At 70.7% G+C, this 15,124-nt stretch carries 16 protein-coding genes; 15 read left to right on the top strand and 1 reads right to left on the bottom strand.

Going from position 1 to position 15,124, the window contains the following annotated elements; all coding sequences use genetic code 11:
* Nucleotides 1–121 precede the first annotated feature (121 nt).
* From VFZ66_13720 to VFZ66_13685, 8 genes are all read left to right on the top strand, one after another.
* Nucleotides 122–445, top strand: a complete 324-nt coding sequence (locus VFZ66_13720) for a hypothetical protein (protein ID HEX6290246.1) — start codon at nt 122–124, stop codon at nt 443–445.
* Nucleotides 442–1,452 (top strand): hypothetical protein, encoded by a 1,011-nt coding sequence (locus VFZ66_13715; GenBank protein HEX6290245.1) that lies wholly within the window; start codon nt 442–444, stop codon nt 1,450–1,452. Before VFZ66_13720 ends, VFZ66_13715 begins: the two co-directional genes overlap by 4 nt.
* A gap of 1 nt (nt 1,453) precedes the next feature.
* A complete protein-coding gene (locus tag VFZ66_13710; protein HEX6290244.1) occupies nt 1,454–3,772 on the top strand; it encodes a DnaA N-terminal domain-containing protein in 2,319 nt (772 codons plus the stop codon).
* A complete protein-coding gene (locus VFZ66_13705; protein HEX6290243.1) occupies nt 3,769–4,266 on the top strand; it encodes a hypothetical protein in 498 nt (165 codons plus the stop codon). The genes VFZ66_13710 and VFZ66_13705 overlap by 4 nt, the downstream gene beginning before the upstream one ends.
* Nucleotides 4,266–4,718 (top strand): hypothetical protein, encoded by a 453-nt coding sequence (locus VFZ66_13700; protein ID HEX6290242.1) that lies wholly within the window; start codon nt 4,266–4,268, stop codon nt 4,716–4,718. The genes VFZ66_13705 and VFZ66_13700 overlap by 1 nt, the downstream gene beginning before the upstream one ends.
* Nucleotides 4,719–4,728: 10 nt before the next feature.
* On the top strand, nt 4,729–6,831 hold the full coding sequence (locus VFZ66_13695; protein HEX6290241.1) for a C25 family cysteine peptidase: 2,103 nt from the start codon (nt 4,729–4,731) through the stop codon (nt 6,829–6,831).
* Complete coding sequence (locus tag VFZ66_13690) at nt 6,831–7,547, top strand: hypothetical protein (protein HEX6290240.1); 717 nt, start codon at nt 6,831–6,833, stop codon at nt 7,545–7,547. The genes VFZ66_13695 and VFZ66_13690 overlap by 1 nt, the downstream gene beginning before the upstream one ends.
* 749 nt (nt 7,548–8,296) lie before the next feature.
* Nucleotides 8,297–9,556, top strand: a complete 1,260-nt coding sequence (locus VFZ66_13685) for a replication-relaxation family protein (GenBank protein ID HEX6290239.1) — start codon at nt 8,297–8,299, stop codon at nt 9,554–9,556.
* Nucleotides 9,557–9,798: 242 nt separating this feature from the next.
* On the opposite strand, the gene VFZ66_13680 is transcribed toward VFZ66_13685, so the two are convergent.
* Nucleotides 9,799–9,930, bottom strand: a complete 132-nt coding sequence (locus tag VFZ66_13680; GenBank protein HEX6290238.1) for a hypothetical protein — start codon at nt 9,928–9,930, stop codon at nt 9,799–9,801.
* Nucleotides 9,931–10,401: 471 nt separating this feature from the next.
* Here VFZ66_13680 and VFZ66_13675 point away from each other — a divergent pair, with 471 nt between their 5' ends.
* From VFZ66_13675 to VFZ66_13645, 7 genes are all read left to right on the top strand, one after another.
* Nucleotides 10,402–10,611 carry a hypothetical protein gene (locus VFZ66_13675; GenBank protein HEX6290237.1) on the top strand — a complete coding sequence of 70 codons (210 nt, stop codon included), beginning with the start codon at nt 10,402–10,404 and terminating at the stop codon, nt 10,609–10,611.
* Between the two features lie 7 nt (nt 10,612–10,618).
* A complete protein-coding gene (locus VFZ66_13670; protein ID HEX6290236.1) occupies nt 10,619–10,762 on the top strand; it encodes a hypothetical protein in 144 nt (47 codons plus the stop codon).
* 183 nt (nt 10,763–10,945) lie between these two features.
* A complete protein-coding gene (locus tag VFZ66_13665) occupies nt 10,946–11,416 on the top strand; it encodes a MerR family transcriptional regulator (protein HEX6290235.1) in 471 nt (156 codons plus the stop codon).
* Between the two features lie 170 nt (nt 11,417–11,586).
* The gene (locus VFZ66_13660; GenBank protein ID HEX6290234.1) at nt 11,587–12,642 is read left to right on the top strand and encodes a ParM/StbA family protein; all 1,056 of its coding nucleotides are present in this window, start codon (nt 11,587–11,589) and stop codon (nt 12,640–12,642) included.
* 153 nt (nt 12,643–12,795) lie between these two features.
* Nucleotides 12,796–13,089 (top strand): hypothetical protein, encoded by a 294-nt coding sequence (locus VFZ66_13655; protein HEX6290233.1) that lies wholly within the window; start codon nt 12,796–12,798, stop codon nt 13,087–13,089.
* A gap of 33 nt (nt 13,090–13,122) precedes the next feature.
* Complete coding sequence (locus VFZ66_13650) at nt 13,123–13,602, top strand: hypothetical protein (protein ID HEX6290232.1); 480 nt, start codon at nt 13,123–13,125, stop codon at nt 13,600–13,602.
* An 8-nt stretch (nt 13,603–13,610) separates the two neighbouring features.
* The gene (locus VFZ66_13645) at nt 13,611–15,041 is read left to right on the top strand and encodes an FtsK/SpoIIIE domain-containing protein (GenBank protein ID HEX6290231.1); all 1,431 of its coding nucleotides are present in this window, start codon (nt 13,611–13,613) and stop codon (nt 15,039–15,041) included.
* The last annotated feature ends 83 nt before the right edge of the window (nt 15,042–15,124 follow it).

Genomic DNA, 15,124 nt, shown 5'->3' with positions numbered 1-15,124 from the left:
CCAACTGACACGAGAGCCGCGCAGCCGGACGTAGAGCGGTCGCTCTACGCGGTGGATTGTAGCATGCCCTGTGGCATCCGACAATCCGCCGTCCCCGGCTGCCTACCCGAAAGGCAGCAGTATGTTAACCGAACCGGAGCCTGCGCCCCGCCGCGTCCAGCGGCGGTATGACCGGCTCGCCGTCCTCGATCAGATTGACACCTTCCAGCAGCAGCACGCCGCGTCACCCTCGCAGCGGATCATCGCCCGCGCGCTGGGCCTGTCCGCGCCCTCGGTCGCCCACAACGCCCTGCATGGCCTGGAGCAGGCGGGCCTGCTCCGCATCACCATCACCCAGCCGGGCTGGCCCGCGAAGCTGGAGATCACACCCGCCGGTCGGGAGCGCCTCGCCGCCTGGCGGGCAGCCCGCGCCACGCCATCGGCGGATGACGGAGGTGCCGCATGAGCAGCGCGCAGCGCCCACTGCCGCCTGTCGGCTCGGCCCAGGCCGTCGTGATGCCCCGCGCCCCTCAGCATGGCGACGACCAACTCAAGCAGGCCGCCCCACTCCCCAGCGCCGCCCACCCCCCGGTGCAAGCGACCGTGGCAGCACACCAGCTGCCCGCGATCCCCCCACACATGCTCGCGATCGGATCGACCGGGCTGCACGCCGCGTTGCGCGCGGCAGGCGTTGCCGTCAGCCCGGTGCCGACGCTGCTCGACGGCTATGATCGGGCCGTCCGCCGCCTGGCCGCCGCCGCGCCGCCGCGCCTGACGCTCATCCTGCTCGATCTCCACGCCCACGCGCCGGGCTTTCCTGAGCTGGCCGCGCCGCAGCTCGCCGCCGTGCTCGCTGAGCAGATGACGCGCGGTGTGTTGCATCCCGCGTGGCTCGTCGGCCTGACGAGCACGTCGGCTCCCGACCTGGACGCCGAGGCGTACCTGGCCGGCTGCCACCTCGTGCTGCATCGCCCGCTGACGCAGGCCATGCGGGCGCGCCTCGCGCGGCTCGCGACCTATCCGGCCGCGCTCCCGCCCACTGACCGGGCGACGCAGGCGTATCAGCGGGCCGCGCTGCGCGTCGTTCACGCCGTCGAGGCGGCGCAGGTCCCGCTCTGGAGCACGGCGGATGTGGCGCTGCTGCTCGGCTGGCTCACACACTACCCGCTGCGTCGGGCGACGCGGGCGCAGCCAGAGCAGCAGGCGGCGGCGCGGCGGCTCGTCCGCGCGCTGGGCGGTGCCCGCGCGGCGCATCGACGGCTGCACCAGATCGCCGCGTCCTGGCGGGTACGCGCGCCACTCCACGCCGAGGTGCTGACCTTGTTCCTCCAGGGCTGGGAGCGCCGGGCGATCGTGGCCTCGTTCGTCGCGCGCCATCTCTATGAGGACAGCCGGGTGTACCACCTGATCAACGAGCTACCGCCGCGGATCGCCGCCGAGCTGCGGCTGGCGCAGGCGCGCGAGGAGGCATAAGATGACGACCAACCAACCACCCCTGACGCCCGACCACACCCCCCCGCTCGTGACGCTGGACTGGACGCCGCTCGTCGGCATGACCGGGGTCTTTCTCTACGCCTATCTCACCGATCTGGCGGCGCACCAGCAGGCACAGCGCCGGACGCCGACGATGCCCTCCGCTACCGTGCTCCAGGCGCGGCTGGGCCTCCCCGAGCCGTGGCAGGTCGTCGGGTCGCTCTACCTGCTGACGGCGGCGGGGCTGCTCCAGCGCCCGCCGTGGGTGCCGCCCCATGCCGTGCCCGCCGCCGACCCGCCTCCGCGCGTGCTCGACTGGGGCGTGCTCGATCGGGTGCTCACGGCGCTGATGCCTGCGCTCGATCCGACGCACCCGGAGCACGCCATTGCCCAGGCGGCGGTGCGGGTGCTGAGCCAAGGCGGGATCGTGCAGAACGCGGAGCCCGCGTATCGCTTCTACGCCGACGGCGCGTGGCCGGATCTCGTGCCGCGCCTGCTGAACGATGCGCGCTGGACGCGGCTCTTTACGCAGCTCCATGGGACAGCGGCGCTCCGGGTGTATCGCCGCCGGGTGCGGGCCTGGGTCGCGCAGGCGCAGCGCGCGCGGGCGCAGCGGGATCAGGAGGAGCGCCCGAATGAGGAGCCGGAGGATGGAGATGGCGGCACGGGCGGTGCCGGGAGCGGTGATCTCGGTGGATCGCCACTTCCGCCTGCCGCCGCGCCGGAGACGAGTCCCGCGACCGAGGCGCGCGCGGTCCCGTGTGCTGCGCCTGTCGCCGATCTGTCGCCACTCTGTCGCCGTTGTGTCGCCAGTGTGTCGCCGTCGGACGCTCGTGATCCTGAACCACGAGCGACACCGCACCCCCTGTCGCTGCCGGATCAGCCGCGTGTCGCTCGTGATCCCGATCCACGAGCGACACCCCGTACGCTGTCGCTGCCGGATCAGCGACCTGTCGCTGGCGATCCCGATCCGCGGGCGACACCGCACCCCCTGTCGCTGGCTGATCAATTGCCTGTCGCTGCCGATCACGATCCACGAGCGACACGCTGCGTCGATCGGCCCCAGGAGCCGCCCGCGCTGGTGTCGCTGCCGGATCGGGACGTGTCGCTCCCGGATCGATCGTTAACGGAGGAATCGTTAACGAAGGATTCAGGAAACGACTCCGTTAACGAAACCGCCAGCGACAGCGGCAACGTGCCGTGCGTCGCGCGACACCTGCGCGCCGAGGAGCTCGCCAGCACGCGGCAGGATCTGGCCTTCTGGCGCGAGGTCCACCGCATCCTGACCGGCAGCGACACGCGCTACCCCCACACGCCGGGCGAGAAGAAGGCCGCCGAGCGCCGCTTCAAGCGCCAGCAGATCCCCGTCGGCGTGGTGCTCGCGGCGCTCCGAGCGGTGATGGCGCTCCCGGATCGTCCGCGCACCTTCGGCGACGCGATCACGAACGACACGTTCCAGGCGGGCGTGCAGCAGGCACGTGCGCTCGCGCCGACGCTGCTCCCCCAGCCGCCTACAGGCCGCGACTGGCATGCCTTCCTGCACGCCTACCGCCAGATCGGGCGGGAGGCCGGGCTACGCGATGTTGGCCGCGCCGACTACCTGACGCTCCATGCGCTGTTTGCATCCCAGCCGGAGGGGTGCTGGCAGGTGGTGGAACGCTGGCAGCAGCAGCCCCCGCCGCGCGTGTCGCCCGCTGCCCTCCGCCGCGCGCTCGCCTGGCGGGCCCGGGGCGCGCAGCCGCCGCTGCCGTGGGCGGGTGCCGTACCCGCGCGCGCTGCCGACGATCCCCGCCGCGCGCTGCTCAGGCAGGCCGGGGTCAGCGTGACGCTGCTCACGCCGGGCATGACTGCGGACTACCTCCGCGCCTGGATCGCCGAGGCCGACGCCCGCGCGGACGCGCTGCACAACCGCGCCGCCTGGCTGACCTGGGGCATCCGCTCCGGGCAGTTGCCGCACGCGCATCCCCAGCTCCGAGCGCGGCGCGCGTCCCACCCGCAAGCGCCGCCCCCGCCCCCGCCGCCCCCACCCCCGCCGATCTCCGCCGAGCAGCAGGCGTGGCAGCAGCTCTGGAGCACGGTGCAGCAGCGGCTGTCGGAGCACGTGCCCGCGCAGGACTACGCGACCTGGCTGCACGAGACGGCGCTGCTCGATCTGGCATCGGGTGAGGCGATCGTCGGCACGCCGAACATCTTCGCACGCGACAAGGTGGCGGCCACGTACGCGCCGCTGATCGCCCAGACCTTGCAGCAGCAGACGCGGCAGCCCATTCGCGTGCAGGTGGTGCTGGAGCAGGGGCTGGCGTACGGCGGCTGGCGATGACACGCACCGTCTCCTGCCCGACCACGGCCCGCGCGCTGCTCGCGGACGACCGCCTGGTCATCCTGGCGACCGAGGCGACGGGACGCGCGATCCGTGCGGTGGCGCTCCTCGACCGGCACGGTCACGTGCTGCTGCACACGCGCATCCGGCCCGCGTGCCCGGACGCGCCGCCGCGCGCGGTGGTGTGGCCGCCGCTCGCGGCGCTGCTGACGGGCCGGATCGTGGTGAGCATGCACCTGGCCCGCGATCGTCGGCTCCTGCGGCAGGCTGCCCGCCGTCTGGGCGCCACGCTCATGTACAGCGCGTGGTGCAGCCTGGCTGAGTTGGTCGATTCCGGCCCACGCGCCGCCGCGTGCTGGGATCGGGCGCACCCGCTCCCAGCGTCCCATGCTGCCCTCGCCGAGGCCCATGCCGCGCTCGCCGCCCTGCGCGTGGTCGCCGCTCCGCCGCTGACCGTTCCGCCATCCCGTCATGTCTTCTGGAGGTATCTCTGATGCCCATCACCACACCAACCACCCCGCCGCTGCTGCTGACCAGCGCCGAGCGCGCCGCGCTGCGCGCGGCCATGCCCGACCATCACCCACTGCTGGCCGCCGCTGCGCAGCAGGCCGACGTGCTGCCCCCGTTCCTGGGCCTGATCGCCGAGCTGCTGCGCGCCGATCAGGCGGATCTGGCCCTGGCCCAGCTTGACGCCGCGCTTGCGCCCGTCGCCGCGCTGGATGGGAATGCCGAGGGGCTGACGGCGACGCTGGATGCTCTCACGAGCGCCTGGGCGATGCTCGTGCCGCGCTGTCCCGATGGCAGGCTGCCCGTGGCGGTGCTCACCGATCCCGGCGCGCTGCGGGCGCTGGCGGCGGCGGCGGAGGCCGTGAGCGAGCACGCGCAGGAGCTGGCGCTGCGGCTGGCGGATCGCGCGCGGCTGCTCGAGCAGCGGATGCAGGGTTAGGGGGAAGACGATGCGTTGCTGCTTCATGCTGATCCTGCTGCTCCTGAGCGCCATCCGTGTCCCGGCTCCGAGCATTGCCGCCGCGCCGCTCATCGCCAACCCCCTGGTCGCCGATCCGCACGCGCTCCGCGTGCGCGTGACCGAGGCCGGGCTTCAGCAGATCGACGCGGCGGCGCTTCAAGCGGCAGGCTGGGATCTGGCGACTCTCGATCCCAACCGCATCCACCTGTGGCAGCACGGGCAGGAGGTGCCCCTGGACCTCCGCGACGGCGGCGATGGCCGCCTGGATGTGGGTGATGTGCTTCAGTTCATCGGCCACCTGAACCCGAGTCGGTATAGCCGCGAGTCGGTGTCCTGGCTGTCACTGGAGGACACGCCAGGGCTGCGCGGCACGCCCCAGCGCGCGCCCGGCGATCCGCTGCGCTGGGAGGAGGACGTGCTCTACCAGACGCGCTGGCCGTCGCTGAACGGCGACCGCTGGTATGGCCGCGCGCTGGTCCGCGGGACGGAGCGCGATCGGACCAGCATCGCGCTGGCGTTGCCCGTGAGCGCCCCAGCCGGGACGCGCGTGCAGCTCGCCGTGGTGGGCACGACGGCGCAGGCGCACACGCTCACCCTTAGCGCCAATGGTCGCGCGCTCGATCCGCTGACGTGGCAGGGGGCGGCGGCACATCTGGGCACGGTGCGGCTCCCGTTCACGGTCCTGCCGGGCGTCCTTCAGCTTGATGTCACAATGACAGGCGCCCAGCCCGATACCGTGCTGCTTGACTGGGTGGCGCTGCCGGATGTGCGCCCGGCCTTTTCGGTCACACCGCACACGCCAATCGTCGAGCGCGGGCCGGGGTTCGATCCAGGCGCGGGACCAGCGCCGGGTCAGACGGGCGCGACCTATCTCATCGTCACGCACCATACGCTCCGACCGGCGCTCGATCCGCTGATCGCCGTCCACGAGCAGCGCGGCGAGGTCGTGGGCGTGGTCGATGTCCAGACGGCGTATGACGCCTGGAGCTACGGCGCGCGCGATCCCGAGGCGATCCGCAGCCTGATCCGCACCGCCTTCGTGCAGTGGCAGCCTGCGCCGCGGGCCGTGCTGCTCATTGGCGCCGGAACCGCCCGCATGCGCGTGGAGCCGGGCGACGCGGACCCGACCCTGATCCCGCCTTACCTCGTGGACGCCGACCCCGTACGCGGCGAGATCGCCTGTGACACCTGCTACACCCGCCTGGACACGACTGATCCGCTCGCCGATCCGCTGCCGGATCTGCCGATCGGACGGCTGCCGGCCCGCTCGCTGGGAGAGGCGCAGACGATCGTGCGCAAGACGGCGCAGTATCTCACCGCGCCGCCCGCCGGCCGCTGGCGGATGCAGGCGCTGCTGCTGACGGACAACGACCGCGAGGCGGATGGTCGCGCCGATCCGGCAGGCAGCTTTGTGGCGACAGCGGAACGGGCGGTGAAGCTCCTCCCGCGTGGCATGCACGCGCAGCGCTTCTCCTACGCCCCGGATCGTCCGACGGGTGACGGCTTCTATCGGGATGTGGCGGAGCTGCGCTGCCGCCTCTTCCGCGCGCTGGATGGCGGGTCGCCCTATGACCGCGCCTGCCCGCCCTTGCCGACGGGAACAGAGCCAGGCGCGGCGCTGTGGATCTATGTCGGGCATGGCTCGGCCTGGCAATGGGCCGAGACGACGCCGAGCGCGCCCACGCCCTACCTCTGGTACCTCTACGACGCGGACGCGCGGACGAATGGCGCGCGGCTGCCGATCCTGCTCAGCCTGACCTGCCTCAGCGGGGACTTTGCCAATCCCACGTTGATGACGACCGACGAGCGCCTGCTCCTGCATGGGGGCGGCGGGGTGATCGCCAGCCTGTCCGCAACCGGGCAAGGGGTGAACACCGGCCACGCGCGGCTGCTCGACGGGTTGCTGCCACAGCTCTTTGCCCCGCATGGCGAGCGCACGCTGGGATCTGCGCATCTGGCCGGGCTGCGGGCGGTGGTGGCGCGCGGGGAACACGCCGACCTGGCCTTTAGCTTCGGCATCCTGGGCGATCCGCTCGTCACGCTGCTGTGGGTGCCGTCCTCCGTGGCCTGGATGCCGATCGCGAGGCGCTGATGCCGATGCACGTGCAGGAGCGCCCGCGCGTGGGTGAGCGCCGTCCGCGCGTGACCGTCGCGGTGGTGGCGACGCAAGCGCGGCGGCGTTCCCTCATCCCACGCCTGGACGCGGCGGGGATCGACGGCCACATGCTGCTGCTCCAAGGTGATCGCGAGGACGTGCCGCCGCCGCTCGGCGTGCCGGTGCTGCCGCCGCTCGTGGGACCGCTGCTCGTCGATACGGTGGGCCTGGTGCCGGGCATGCAGGTGCGGGTGCTCGCCGAGCTGGCAACGCGGTATGCGCAGATCCCGACCCTCCTCCTGACGCAGCCGACCGACCGACGGCTTCACCGGCTCGCGCCGAGCTGCCCGGCGATCTATGGGGTGGTGTCGGAGGACCTGAGTCCCGCCGAGCTGGCGCTCTGGCTGCGGCATCCTGGGGCCGTGGGCCGAACCCGGTCGGCGCACGTCCTGCCCGCCTATGTCGGGCTGCCCGCGCCGCCACCGCCGATCGTCGATCCCCACCTCCTGGCGCTCCTCGTGGCGCTCGCCCATGCGCCGACCATTGACGCGGCGGCCCGGCGGTATGCGCGGTCGGAGCGGACGTTCTATCGCAAGCTGGCGGCGGTGCGGGCGGTGCTGCACCTGCCCAGTCGCCTGTATCGCGGGCGCGCGGCGGTCGTGCTCCAGACGATTCTGGACGCGCTGGCGGCACCGGGGCGGGAGGGGGAGTAGGCGTGATCCTCGCCGCGACGGCCACGGGCGCCATCTGGTACGTGTCGAGACCCCCCGCTCGATGTGGTCGGGACCGGCGCTCCGAGCGCGCCCCGTGCCGCTCCTCGCCCTGCCCAGCACCGTGCTCGGCACCAACGGAGAGCGCCGGATACGGGCGGATCAGCCCGACCGTCTCACCACGGTCGTGGGGAGCATGATACCCGTCCGCACCTGCGCGTCGTGCCGCGCTGGAGCGACCGGCTCGGCCACCGATCCGCATCGAGCAACCATGAACCCTGGAGGAAGCGATGATCATCCCTGCTACCAAACGTGCCACCCGATGGGGATCGCCAGCCGCGTCGACGGATCTGGTCGAACACCCTGAACCACCCTGGGCAGCCCGCACGCGCCCCAGTGACCAGCCGCCCGTCCTGGGTGCGTTCACCGCGCCGCCGGGCCGTGGGCGTGGGCGCGTTCCGCGGCGTGGCGAGCACCCCTGTCTCGATGTGGCGGGACCGGCGATTGGTGCGCGCTGCGGGCCGCTCCTCGCCCTACCAAGCACGGTGCTCGGCGCGCACCAGGCGCACGACGCGGACGCATCAGCCCGACTGTCTGACCACGGTTCTGACGAGCGTGCTGCCCCGACGCGTGGAACCCCCATCCCCCATCCCAGCTCAATCAAGGAGACGCTCATGATCTTAAATGCTGCTGACCGTGCCACCCGCTGCCGGCTGCCCACCGCTGGTCCAACCACCGAGGAGGTCTAACAGATGGCTGCCCAACCACCTACCCCGAAAACGCCGGTGGCCCGCCGCGCCTATGTGCAATCGCTCTTGGAGCAGGGGAAGACCATTGATTATGCCGAGCGGTGCCGGATCGCCCAGGACTGGCAGTGCGACCAGCGCTCAATCGCGCGCGATCTGGAGGCATTAGGCGTGTCCAGACCTCCGGCCAGAACCCAGGTCTCGCCACGCAACGCGCGCGGCCCCTGGCCCATCCTCGGTCAGGTATCGCCCGGACGGCTGGCGCATAATCGCGCTATCGCCGTGCTGCGGCTGCTGGGGCGGCTCGAATTCGTGTCGAGCGCCTGGATCACGCGGCTGATCTTCCCCGATCAGTCGCCGGAAGCGATGCGCCGGACCATGCAGCGGCTCGTGCAGGAGCACCGCGTCTGGCGCACCACCGTCACCCTCAACCAGCTCTATCCCAGCGCGGCTGGACACGGCAGGCGGCAGCCACCGCCGAAAAGCCCGTATATCTATGGCCTGACGCCGGAAGGCAAAGCGCTGCTGGAAGGGCTGGACGTAGAGGCGAGTCCGCAGATCTCTGCGGGCCTGCAATGTCGGGACCGGCGCGCGCCGGCGGTGTCACAGGCGCAGATCACGCATGATCTCCTGGTCGCGAGCTGGTGCGCCTCGGTGATCGACGCGGCGCGGCGGTGTCCCCTGCTGGAGTCGATCCTCTGCCAGGTGGAGTATGTCAGCGCGCGGCATGGGGATGGCCGCGAGCGCCAGCGCTTCGATGCGCTGCTCGTGCTGCGCTTCCATCGGACCCCGCGCCCGCAAACCGCGCCCGGCTGGGCGATCCCCTGGTATGACGCCGAGCCGACCACCGAGCAGCATATCGTGCGCCGCTTTGCGCTGGAAGTTGATCGCGGCACCGAGCCGCTGCGCATCCTCTTAGGGAAGGGTCTGACCTATCGCGAGCTGACCGAGACCGGGCACTACACCCGGACGCTGGGCGGGCCGGTGCTGCCGGTCTTTCTGGTGCCGCCGGGCAAGCGCGCGGCCCAGATCGCGCGGGAGTGGCAGGACGCCTGGCCGGGCGGCGCGGGCGTGATCTCCAGCTTTGAGAAGGCGGCACACGGGGAGTGGGGCACGCTCTGGGGGCAGTACCTGACGTTCAAGGACACGCCACCGAAGCCGCTGGCCCTGCTGGCCGGCGTGGTCAACAGCCTGGAGGACTGGGCGCGGCTGTGCGAGAGCTGGGTGCCCGGGCTGCCGCACGAGGCGTCAGGACCGCCGGCATGAGCATCTGCATGGACGCGCCGGACGGGACCGCACGGCACCCGCGCAAGAGGACCGCAAGGAGCCAGCGCACGGACCACGCGCACGGCTGCCGCACGGGGACGCGCACGGCTGCCGCACGGGTTGGAACTGCGTGGGGCAAAAGCCGCGCCCAGAGCGGGAAAAACGCCCGACGAGTCTACGCGGCTGTGCCCCCGACACAGGTCTTCGATCCGCCGCTCGGATGGGCCCGTCCGGCTCCGGGGTCAGGCCACGCCGCCCGACGATTCGCGCTGCACCAGCCCTGCGATCGGCCATGCCCTGGCAAGGTTGAGCCATGCACCAGCCCTGCGATCGGCTATGCGGCTGCCCTGCTCGGCCATGCGGCTGCCTTGCATGGCACTGCCCTGCCTTGCCTCTGCCCTGCACCTGCATTGTGCTGCATTGCATCTGCAGTGCTGCTGCCGAGCGATGCATCGCGGCGCACGGTGTTCCAGGCGGAGCAATGCCTGGGGACGCGCGCGATCCCACTCCCGGGGGCAGCACGCGCTGCCGAAGCGTGCGAGGGAGCGGACGTGCGCGCCCCCGGTGGCAGCGGCGGCGTCCCGGGTCCGCGCGGCCAGGAGTGGGTGGGGGGCAGACCAGGTCGGCAGCATAGGGCGGCGCGGGCGGGTCGTCGGGTTGAGCATGTCGGCAGGGACACCATGTCGACAGCCGCAGACAGGACGGCGAGGAGGATCGCGCGCGTGCCAGGTGGCGATCGCGGAAGGCCAGGTCGGTAAGATGCGGGGCGAGGGCGTGCCGGAGGTGGTCGTCACCCCGACTACACGGGGCCATTTGCGCTGGTCGCCGCCACGCAGCGCGCGACGATGCAGCAGGTCGCGCCGCTGGTCAATCCGGCCACCGTGGATGCCGAGCTGGCCTGGCGCTGGCCGTGGCTCGCAGCGGGGCAGTATGCCCCGCCAACCCATGAGGCCGATCAGGCATTCCATGATCCGAAGCCGACCCCACCACGCGACGATTCTGGCCGTGGTGCCGCCGACACGGAGGATGATCCCGCAGGCGCATGGAAGGAGTAGCCGCGTAATGGCGCAGCAGCACACCACCGTCAGACACATGCATCTGGGCAGCCGTGACCGTGCGAGCCAGCGGAGTCGTGCCAATACCCGCGACCTCGTGAGCCAGACTATCGCGCGGCTGTACCGGCAGCGCGGACCGCCACACGTCTGAGCGCGGCCCGGCGGAGCGGGGGCCACGGAGGTGATCCGGCGCGGATCACCCGGGCGCACCGTACCACGTGCATCGTTTCGCCAAACCATGAGCATGGAGCTGGTGGGGCATCCGGGGCGTGCCCCACCCGATGGACGATCGTCCTGCTTGACGCCGGACCATGCCTGACGTACTCTAGACGACATGCCATTCGAGCGCGAGTACAAAACCAGCGAAGCCACCCAAAAAACCGGCCTGGGCGAGCGCCAGCTCCGGCGCTACGTGGTCCAGGGCAAGCTGCGCAGCCGTCGATCGGGCCGCGACACGTTTTATAACGCCGACGACATCGATCGGCTGTCCGCCGAGCGCGGGCGCTCGGTGCATGCGGCACCACCCGAGCCGACGACGGACATCATGCCCGCGTCCGAGATCTTCCAGTACCTCCAGGATCGCCAGGAGAAGCTCGACGCGGCGCTCCTTGAGATCGGACGCCTCCAGGGCAGGCTCGAAGCCCAGCAGAAGCTCCTCGAAGACCGCGAGCGACTCCAGCAGCGAGTCGAGGAGCTGCAGGCCGAGCTGGATGCCGTGCGCCAGGAGGCGCAGGGCTACCGCGAGGCACAGGCGACGATCGCGCGGCTTGAGGCCCAGCTAGCCCGGCTCACCGGCGAGGCATAATCCCCCCGCGCACGCTTCCTCAGTACCCCATACCACAGACGTACGTCTGTCAATGTCTGTAATGTTCTGTCATTGACGGTCATCGTCGGACATGCTACACTGATTTCATCGTGCAGTGCTGGCCTGGTAGGCCCTGCACACCGCCGAACACGCTTGATCACGAGGCAGATATGGCAACACACCCTGGCACTCCGGTGCTCATCACCGCCGACATCGGCAATGTGAACACCAAGTTTCGCAGCGGCGCGGGCTGGACGCTCATTCCATCGCTCGTGCGCCTGCCCGGAAACACCGGCTACAGCTTCACTGATACGTCCGCGCCCCGACCGCTCACCTATCGCGATGGTCCAGCCCAGATCGCCCCGGTGTCCTATGTTGTCGGACATGACGCCCAGCGCGTGGGCGTGAACGATCTGTCCTTCGTCGGCAGCGCCGCGCTGCGCGTCCGCTCCGACGCCTACCTGCTGCTCCACCTCTACGCGATCGTCGCCAGCCTGCCGTCGGGCGTGACGACGGCCACGGTGATGTTCGCCGGAGGGCTGCCGGTGGCGGACGACGGCAACGAGACGGTCAAGACCGTGCTCAAGGAGCGGCTGCGCGGCACGCACCGGCTGCGCTGGGGCGACACCGAGTACACGATCACGATCGACAAGCTGCTGCTCATTCCACAGCCGATCGGCGCGATCGCCACGTTGCTCTATACCTCGGACGGACGCGTCCAGGCCAGCGGCACCATGCTCCGCCAGCGCTTCGCGCTCGACATCGGCGGCGGGACCACGGACTACACCGGACGGCGCGGGCTGGATCTGATCCCCGGCACCGAGGGCGGCGTGGCCCTGGGGGCGATGACCGCCGCCGAGATCGCGCTCCGCCGCGTGCAGGCCCGACATCCCCGGCTGCGGAATCTTGACGCGACCCAGGTGCTCCACGCGATGCAGCGCGCCGAGCCGATCGTGTTCCTGGCGGGCGATCCGATCGCGGTCAAGGACGAGATCCAGGAGGGCGTGGAGACGACCGCCGCCGAGATCGTGCGGCATGTCTCACGCTGCTGGCAGGCCCACCTCGAGCAGGGCGAGGTGCTGCTCTTCGGCGGCGGCGGGGCGCTGCTCGCCGGGCCGATCAGCCAGCAGTTAGGATCGATCACGCGCGTCACGCTGCTGCCCCACCCGCTCTACCGCGTGGTCGACGGCATCGAGCGCATCGCCCGCAGTAAGCTGGCGGCCTAATGGCGCAGATATGCGCTATTCGGTACAGGTGGGTGATCGATGGGTTTCGCGCACCAGCATCGGCAGAATCGCCCATCTCGCGCGACGGACAGACTCCGGCGTTCTCGGCGATGGCGGCTGAATGACGCAGATATGCGACATGAGCGAGGATGTATGGCAGAACGCGCACTAGCTGATCGACTCTACGCCAGTATTCCCGAGGACGATCCGCGCTTCGCTGAGCTGCGCGCCGTGCTCGCCACTGTAACACAGCGTGGGAAGGGCAGCCCTGTCCCGCGCATGCTGGGCGAGTGGGCGCTGCTGGGCTTCTTGCTGACGAGCGGCAAGCTCGGCACGGGCGATCTCGGACCGACCATCGCGATGCCCACCGACCTGCCCGATCCGCAGGAGGTCCTGGCGATCAGGCAGCAGGTCGCGGCGGCAGCGCAGGCGTGGGATTTTGAGTAGCACCTATCGTGAGAGGCACAGGGAGGGCATCTCATGTCGCATGCATCCGTACCACAGCAGCGGAAAGCGAGCGCCGTCTTCAGCGGTGAAACCTTTGAGGCGTTCCAGCCCTGGATCGAGCGCACGGTCGGCGCGGTCCTGCTGCTGACCTCATTCGTCGGCTCCGTCGTCGCCTTCAACGGCGGCTGGGAGGCCACCTTTCATCGCAGCTGGGATCTCCAGCGCTGGACGATCGCGCCCCTGGCGCTCGTCGTCGGCCTGGCGGTGCAGCTCGTCTGCACGCTGGTCGAGTGGGCCTACCGTCGGCGTCGGCTGAGCTGGCAGTATCTCCTCGCGCTGCTCGTCGACAGCGGCGCGACTCTCTTCGCGTTCCTGCCAGTGCTCTACGCCCCGATCTTCGGCAGCCTGGCGGGCGTGGTCCCGCCGCTGCTGGCGATGGGGGTTGCATATCTGGTCAGCCTTGCAGTAGTATTAGTGGCAGCGATCATGCCTGAGCATATTCTCGTCGAGTAGAGGTGTCTATGCCCGTGTCAGCGCCCCATCCCGCGCAAGTGATGCTCGTCTGGATTGTGGTCATCGCGATTCTGGTCGGCGGCAGCTCGATGCTGCTCACGAAGCTGCGCCAGTACCGCCGCTCCCGGCTGGCGACAACGAGCGGCAGCGCCGGACAGGCAGCGCCGCGCCCACGACCGGAGTCCCGCCCATCTGCCGGGGTCCAGCCGCTGGTGGCAGCGCAGCCGGTGATGTCGCAGGCCAGCCCGCGACCAGGCGCTCCGCCACTCCCGGCAACGAATGATCTGCGTGCTGCTACGGTCCGAGCGATCCAGCGCTTGCCCGCCGTGATCCCGCCGCCCCGCCCCGATCGCTGCATGATCCCGCTGCTCTTCGATAGCGACACCTGGCGCGGCATTCGTATCGGCAAGGACGGACACTGGGGGGTGTTCGGCACCACCGGCAGCGGCAAGGGCAACGCGCTCCAGCATCTTGCGCTCGCCGCGCTCGAGCTGGGGCCGACCACCGCGCAGCTCGTCGTGCTGGACGCCAAGGGCGGCCTCGACTACGGCTTCTGCGATCGGATTGCGCACGCCCGCCTCTACGCCAACACCCAGATCGGCGCGGGCTGCCAGCGCGTCCTGGATGAGATGGAGCGGCGCACGGCGCTGCTCCGCGCCGCCGATGCCCGCCATATCGACGAGTACAACGCGCAGGCCGCGCCGCGCCTGCCCCTGCTGCTGGTGATCGCCGACGAGATCGCGGACTTCACGAGCGATCAGCACGATGCCATCGAGACGGTTGCCCGCATGGGCCGCGCGGTCGGTATCGTGCTCTTCGTCGCCACGCAGTATCCGACCGCCGAGGTGCTCACCAGTCAGATCCAGGCGAACGTCAGCAATCGGGTAGTCTTCCGCCTGACATCGAGCGCCTTCTCGTCCGTCGCGCTCCGCCGCCAGATCAAGAACGATCCGGCGACCTACGAGCCAGCGGCGATCCCGCAGGCCATGCAGGGCGTCGCGGTGCTCCGGATTGATGGCGGCCATGAGATCCTGGGGCGGTCGCCGGAGATTACCCAGCAGATCCGGTCTGCCCGGATCGCCGCGCTCGTGAGCCGCTGGCCCAACGACACGACCGGCGATGGTCCCGCTGCCGACACCGCCGATCCGGCGACGACCGCTCCCGCGACGCTGCGCTGGACCGAGGCGCATATTCGGGTCGCGGCGTGGCTGGCCGAGGCCCAGGCCACCGGGGAGCGCCTGAGCGACCGGGAGATCGCCCGACGCCTGTTCGACGGCAAGAGCGGCGGGGACTGGTCGGCGAAAGCCAAGGCGATCCGGCTCGACGTGGAGCCGCTGCTGTCGGAACCGGCGGCAGCTGCGGACCCAGCCACGAAGGTGGACGAGGCGCCGCCGATCGTGCCACACCCAACGACGGAGCACCTTGCGAAAGCCGCGTGAGCCATGTTCCGACCCACGAACAACGGCACGTCCCCATCGGACGTGCTGTTCTCTTGCCAGGCTTTCAGATCTGGATGGTAAAC

The sequence above is a fragment of the Herpetosiphonaceae bacterium genome (assembly GCA_036374795.1).
Lineage (GTDB): Bacteria > Chloroflexota > Chloroflexia > Chloroflexales > Kallotenuaceae > LB3-1.
This window is presented reverse-complemented; position numbering and strand designations above follow the sequence as displayed.

Coding starts and splice junctions, on each gene's coding strand:
- VFZ66_13720 (HEX6290246.1), top strand. CDS start 122: ATGTTAACCGAACCGGAGCCTGCGCCCCGCCGCGTCCAGCGGCGGTAT.
- VFZ66_13715 (HEX6290245.1), top strand. CDS start 442: ATGAGCAGCGCGCAGCGCCCACTGCCGCCTGTCGGCTCGGCCCAGGCC.
- VFZ66_13710 (HEX6290244.1), top strand. CDS start 1,454: ATGACGACCAACCAACCACCCCTGACGCCCGACCACACCCCCCCGCTC.
- VFZ66_13705 (HEX6290243.1), top strand. CDS start 3,769: ATGACACGCACCGTCTCCTGCCCGACCACGGCCCGCGCGCTGCTCGCG.
- VFZ66_13700 (HEX6290242.1), top strand. CDS start 4,266: ATGCCCATCACCACACCAACCACCCCGCCGCTGCTGCTGACCAGCGCC.
- VFZ66_13695 (HEX6290241.1), top strand. CDS start 4,729: ATGCGTTGCTGCTTCATGCTGATCCTGCTGCTCCTGAGCGCCATCCGT.
- VFZ66_13690 (HEX6290240.1), top strand. CDS start 6,831: ATGCCGATGCACGTGCAGGAGCGCCCGCGCGTGGGTGAGCGCCGTCCG.
- VFZ66_13685 (HEX6290239.1), top strand. CDS start 8,297: ATGGCTGCCCAACCACCTACCCCGAAAACGCCGGTGGCCCGCCGCGCC.
- VFZ66_13680 (HEX6290238.1), bottom strand. CDS start 9,930: ATGCAAGGCAGCCGCATGGCCGAGCAGGGCAGCCGCATAGCCGATCGC.
- VFZ66_13675 (HEX6290237.1), top strand. CDS start 10,402: ATGCAGCAGGTCGCGCCGCTGGTCAATCCGGCCACCGTGGATGCCGAG.
- VFZ66_13670 (HEX6290236.1), top strand. CDS start 10,619: ATGGCGCAGCAGCACACCACCGTCAGACACATGCATCTGGGCAGCCGT.
- VFZ66_13665 (HEX6290235.1), top strand. CDS start 10,946: ATGCCATTCGAGCGCGAGTACAAAACCAGCGAAGCCACCCAAAAAACC.
- VFZ66_13660 (HEX6290234.1), top strand. CDS start 11,587: ATGGCAACACACCCTGGCACTCCGGTGCTCATCACCGCCGACATCGGC.
- VFZ66_13655 (HEX6290233.1), top strand. CDS start 12,796: ATGGCAGAACGCGCACTAGCTGATCGACTCTACGCCAGTATTCCCGAG.
- VFZ66_13650 (HEX6290232.1), top strand. CDS start 13,123: ATGTCGCATGCATCCGTACCACAGCAGCGGAAAGCGAGCGCCGTCTTC.
- VFZ66_13645 (HEX6290231.1), top strand. CDS start 13,611: ATGCCCGTGTCAGCGCCCCATCCCGCGCAAGTGATGCTCGTCTGGATT.